Below are 5,017 nucleotides of genomic sequence, written 5' to 3'. Positions count from 1 at the left end.
GAGATTATCGGGTCAGCGTCACCAACCCACCTAATGGGTTCAATCCCACCCAAACCCAACCCAACCCGATTGCGGTCAACGCCCAAAACTCCAATATTCCAACGGCGGATTTTGGTTTTACCCAACAGGGAACTGGTACCATCAGCGGGCGTCTGTTCAACGCTGGCAATAACGCTGCCTTACCTGGGACTACCGTTGAACTGGTAGACCCCAACGGCAACGTTATCGCCACGGTGCAAACTGGCCCAGACGGTAGCTATACCTTCCCCAATGTCCCGTTTGGCAACAACTACACAGTGCGCGTCCCTGGTAGCGTCCCCAATCCCCAAGGCGGCGCGCCTTTGACCGCAAACAATACCGTCATCGGTTCGATTAATCTGGATGGGAATAACCCCAATCGTCCCAACGTAGACTTCCCCTATCAAGCACCACCGCCACCCCCGACGGCACCAGACTTGACCATCACCAAAACCGCCATCGGGCCGTTTGTGGTTGGGCAACAAGGTACGTACCAAATCACCGTCACCAACGCTGCCAATGCTGCTGCTACAACTGGCCCGATTCAAATTGTCGATACTTTACCCAATGGCACGGTGTTCTTCGGTTCTAGCGGTGACGGCTGGAGTTGTACGGCAACGGGACAGCAACAGATTACCTGTACTAACCCCAACCAGTTAGCCCCTGGTGCTAGCACTACCTTAACCATAACGGTTACTTCTACTCAGGCTGGAAGCGGTACTAACGTGGCGGATGTTTCTACGCCTGGGGAAACAAATACCGGCAACAACCGGGCGCAAGCACCCACTACGATTAACAATCCGCCCAACCGACCGCCCGTTGCCAACGACGACAGCACCAGCACCAACCCAGGCGTACCCGTCAATATCCCCGTTCTGGGCAACGACAGCGACCCCGACAATAACCTCAACCCGGGCAGCGTCACAATTATTACCAATCCCGGTCGCGGTACTGTCACGCCCAATCCAGATGGCACTATTACCTACACTCCCGGCCCCGGATTTAATACAGGTACTGATACTTTTGTATACCAAGTATGCGACGCGTCTGGGCTGTGCGATACTGCGACCGTTACCGTAACGGTTCCAGCCACTGCCCAGTTGCCCCCCGTGGCTCAAGATCGATCCACGCCGCCTTCGCTCAACACTAGCCCCATCCAAGTGCCGCCATTACTCGGTACTGACCCGGATGGTCAGGTAGTAAGGTATACGATTACCACCTTGCCCACTCCGGAACAAGGGACGCTGCTACTGAATGGGCAACCAGTACAACCAGGACAAAATTTGACACCAGAGCAAGTGAGTCAGCTGGTGTTCCAACCCAACCCCAACTTTACCGGCACGGTTACATTTAATTACACGGTGACCGATAACCAAGGGCTGACTTCTCCCCCAGCCACGGTGACGATTCCAGTTGTTGCCCCGGGCAACCAACCTCCTGTGGCTGAAAACAGGTCTACACCGCCTTTACCCAACACGAGTCCGATACCCGTGCCGCAACTAATAGGCCGGGACCCGGATGGGACGGTAGTAAGGTATACGATTACCACTTTGCCGACTCCGGAACAAGGCACGCTGCTACTGAATGGGCAACCAGTACAACCAGGGCAAAATTTGACACCAGAGCAAGTGAGTCAGCTGGTGTTCCAACCCAACCCCAACTTTACCGGCACGGTTACATTTAATTACACGGTGACCGATAACCAAGGGTTGACCTCGCCTCCAGCAACGGTGACAATTCCGGTGATAGCTTCGCCTCGCGTGCAGATTGGGGATACGGTCTTCAATGATGTCAACGGCAATGGGGTACAAGACCAAGGCGAACCGGGCCTGCCCAAGGTGACGGTCACCCTCACCTCTCCTGGCGCAGATGGCATCTTAGGTACTCCCGACGACAGCACCCAAACCACAACAACCAACAACAACGGCAACTACAGCTTCTCAGACCTACCGCCCGGTAATTACCGGGTAACGATAACGCCTCCCTCTGGGTTGGGCCCCACTACCCCTACCTCCCAAACTATTAGCGTCACCGATAACAACCCCAACTTTGACTTTGGTCTGCGCCAGAATCAACCGCCGGTTGCCAACAATACAACTACGCCTTCAATTCCCAGTACCAGCGGGAGTCCGGTGCAACTGCCGCTGTTGACAGCTAACGACCCGGATGGCAGTGTGGTTTCGTTTACCATCCCCACCTTGCCGCCGCCAGAACAAGGAACTTTGTTCTTGGGTAACCCGGCATCGGGCGGCGTACCCGTGACCCCAGGTCAACCTATCCCAGCAGACCAAATCGGCAATCTGTTCTTCCAGCCGAATCCCAACTTTACCGGGAATGTGACGATTCCCTTCACTGCCACGGATAACCAGGGTGCCGTATCTCCCCCGGCAACGTTGACTATCCCCGTCACTGCCCCAAACCAGCCGCCGGTAGCGAATAACGACGTGATTGGAACTAACCCCGGTCAGCCGGTCAATATCAATCCTTTAATTAACGATCGCTCTCCCGACGGCACTCCTCTCAATCCCGGTAGCCTTCGCATCGTGTCTAACCCAACCAATGGCACGGTGCGGGTCAACCCGGACGGCACGGTTACCTACACGCCTAACCCCGGTTTCACTACAGGTACGGATACCTTTGTCTACGAAATCTGCGATATCCGGGGCGTGTGCGATACGGCAACGATTACCGTCACCGTCCCCGCCCCCGTCCAGCAACCGCCAGTGGCTACGGATGACCGCGCCAGCACCAACCCGAATACTCCGGTAGTTATCAACGTCCTGGATAACGATACCGACCCGAACAATAACCTCAATCCGACGAACGTGACAATTGTTACGCCGCCAACGAACGGGACGGTGAGCGTTAACCCAGTCACGGGTCAGATTACTTACACTCCTAACCCTGGTTTTAATTCGGGTACGGATACGTTTGAATACCAAGTATGCGATACGACCGGACAGTGCGATCGCGCCACTGTAACGGTAGCGGTTCCGGTGACCGCCACCAATCCACCCGTCGCGAACAACGACAGCACCAGCACTAACCCGAATACCCCCGTGCTGATCGATATTCTCAACAACGATAGCGACCCGGATAATAACCTCAACCCCAGAACCGTCACGATTATTTCCAATCCCGCTAACGGTACGGTCAGGGTTAATCCAGACGGTACGGTCGTCTATACTCCCAACCCCGGTTTTACCAGCGGGACGGATATCTTTACTTACCAAGTCTGCGATTCGACGGGGCTGTGCGATACGGCGACGGTGACGGTGACGGTTCCTGGAACGGTTCCCAGACCGCCCGTTGCCACCAACGATACCACCAGTACCAATCCCGGTACGCCGGTATTGATTAACGTGGCGGCGAACGATCGCGACCCCGATGGCAATCTCGACCCCACGACGGTTCAAATTATTAACCCACCGCAAAACGGTACGGTGCGAATCGATCCGGCAACGGGTAATATTATTTACCAGCCTAATCCAGGCTTCACCAGGGGAACCGATACGTTTACTTACCGCATCTGCGATACGACGGGATTGTGTAGCGAGGCGACGGTAACGGTAAACGTGCCGGTTGCTACAAACAACCCGCCCGTGGCTAACCCGGATGCGATCGCTACCAACCCCAACACCCCCGTGACGATCAACGTCTTGGGCAACGATAGCGGCAACCTCAACCCGGCAACGCTCCGCATCATCACCCAACCCGCGAATGGCAGGGTTGTAGTTAACCCGGACGGTACGGTCACCTTCATCCCCAACCCTGGATTTACCTCCGGTACGGATACTTTCACGTATCAAATTTGCGACACCGCAGGCAATTGCACCGAGGGGCGGGTAACGGTGGCGGTTCCATTGCCCAGCGCCAATCAATCGGAAGTTCAGACGAGCGTAACTGGCCCAACAACTCCGGTAACAGCGGGAACCAACGTCACCTTCAATGGTGTTGTAACGAACAATGGCCCTGGGATCGCGACGGGGGTGACTTTAACCTTCCCGTTACCTGCGGGCACCACGTTTGTTTCAGCGACGCCTTCCCAGGGAACTTGCGTAGAGTCCAACGGCGTTGTCACCTGCAACCTGGGTAACTTGAATCCCGGTCAATCTGTGTCGATTCCGATTGTCCTCAGACCGACGCAACCGGAAACGATCAACCTGACGACGACGGTTACATCACAAAACGATGCAATTGTCAATAACAATACCGCGACGGCTACGGCAGTTGCGATCGCAGGTACACCCCGCGTGATTTTGGTCAAGCGCATTACGGCTGTCACGAGCAACGGCACGACGACCAACTTCACCAACTTTGTCGATGACCCCAGCACCCAAAACGATAATGCCTCTGGTTGGTCTTCGCTGCGTCCAGTCGGGGAAATTCAGCCATCTGCGCCCCTCAGAAGCGGCGATATTGTCGAGTACACCATCTACTTCTTGTCCGAAGGCAACGTACCGGCGCAAAACGTCAACTTCTGCGACGCCATTCCCACCGATACCACATTTATCGCCGATGGTTTTGGGCCTCGCACGGGCATTCAATTAAATCAAGCGGGAACCAATTCGTCGCTGACCAACGCGCAAGATGGCGATGTGGGTGCATTTTTCTCGCCGCTGTCGCCTTTGCCCAACGGCAATGCTTGTGCGGAACAAAGCAATCGCAATGGATCGGTAATTCTGAACCTGAGAGAGATTACCAATACTCCTAATGGTAATGTTGGTTTCGTTCGGTTCCGAGTCACGATCGATTAAATTAGGGATCGGTAGTCAGCCTGGAAATAAATTACTTGCTCAAAGCTTGGAGTTTGTTGAAACTGATAACTTGCACCAGTTTCAACCATCGGGAGGCAGATCCTCCAAACCCTCGTTCAACCATCGGGAGGCAGATCCTCCAAACCCTCGTTCAACCATCGGGAGGCAGATCCTCCAAACCCTCGTTCAACCATCGGGAGGCAGATCCTCCAAACCCTCGTTCAACCATCGGGAGGCAGATC

The 5,017-nt window shown here is 55.0% G+C and carries 1 protein-coding gene; it reads left to right on the top strand.

Annotated elements, in window-relative coordinates; all coding sequences use genetic code 11:
* Positions 1–4,775: Ig-like domain-containing protein (locus MiSe_RS47595; RefSeq protein WP_226594204.1), on the top strand; the 4,775-nt coding region annotated here is incomplete at its 5' end.
* Positions 4,776–5,017 lie beyond the last annotated feature (242 nt).

Source organism: Microseira wollei NIES-4236, assembly GCF_020521235.1.
GTDB classification, from domain to species: domain Bacteria; phylum Cyanobacteriota; class Cyanobacteriia; order Cyanobacteriales; family Aerosakkonemataceae; genus Microseira; species Microseira wollei.
This window is presented reverse-complemented; position numbering and strand designations above follow the sequence as displayed.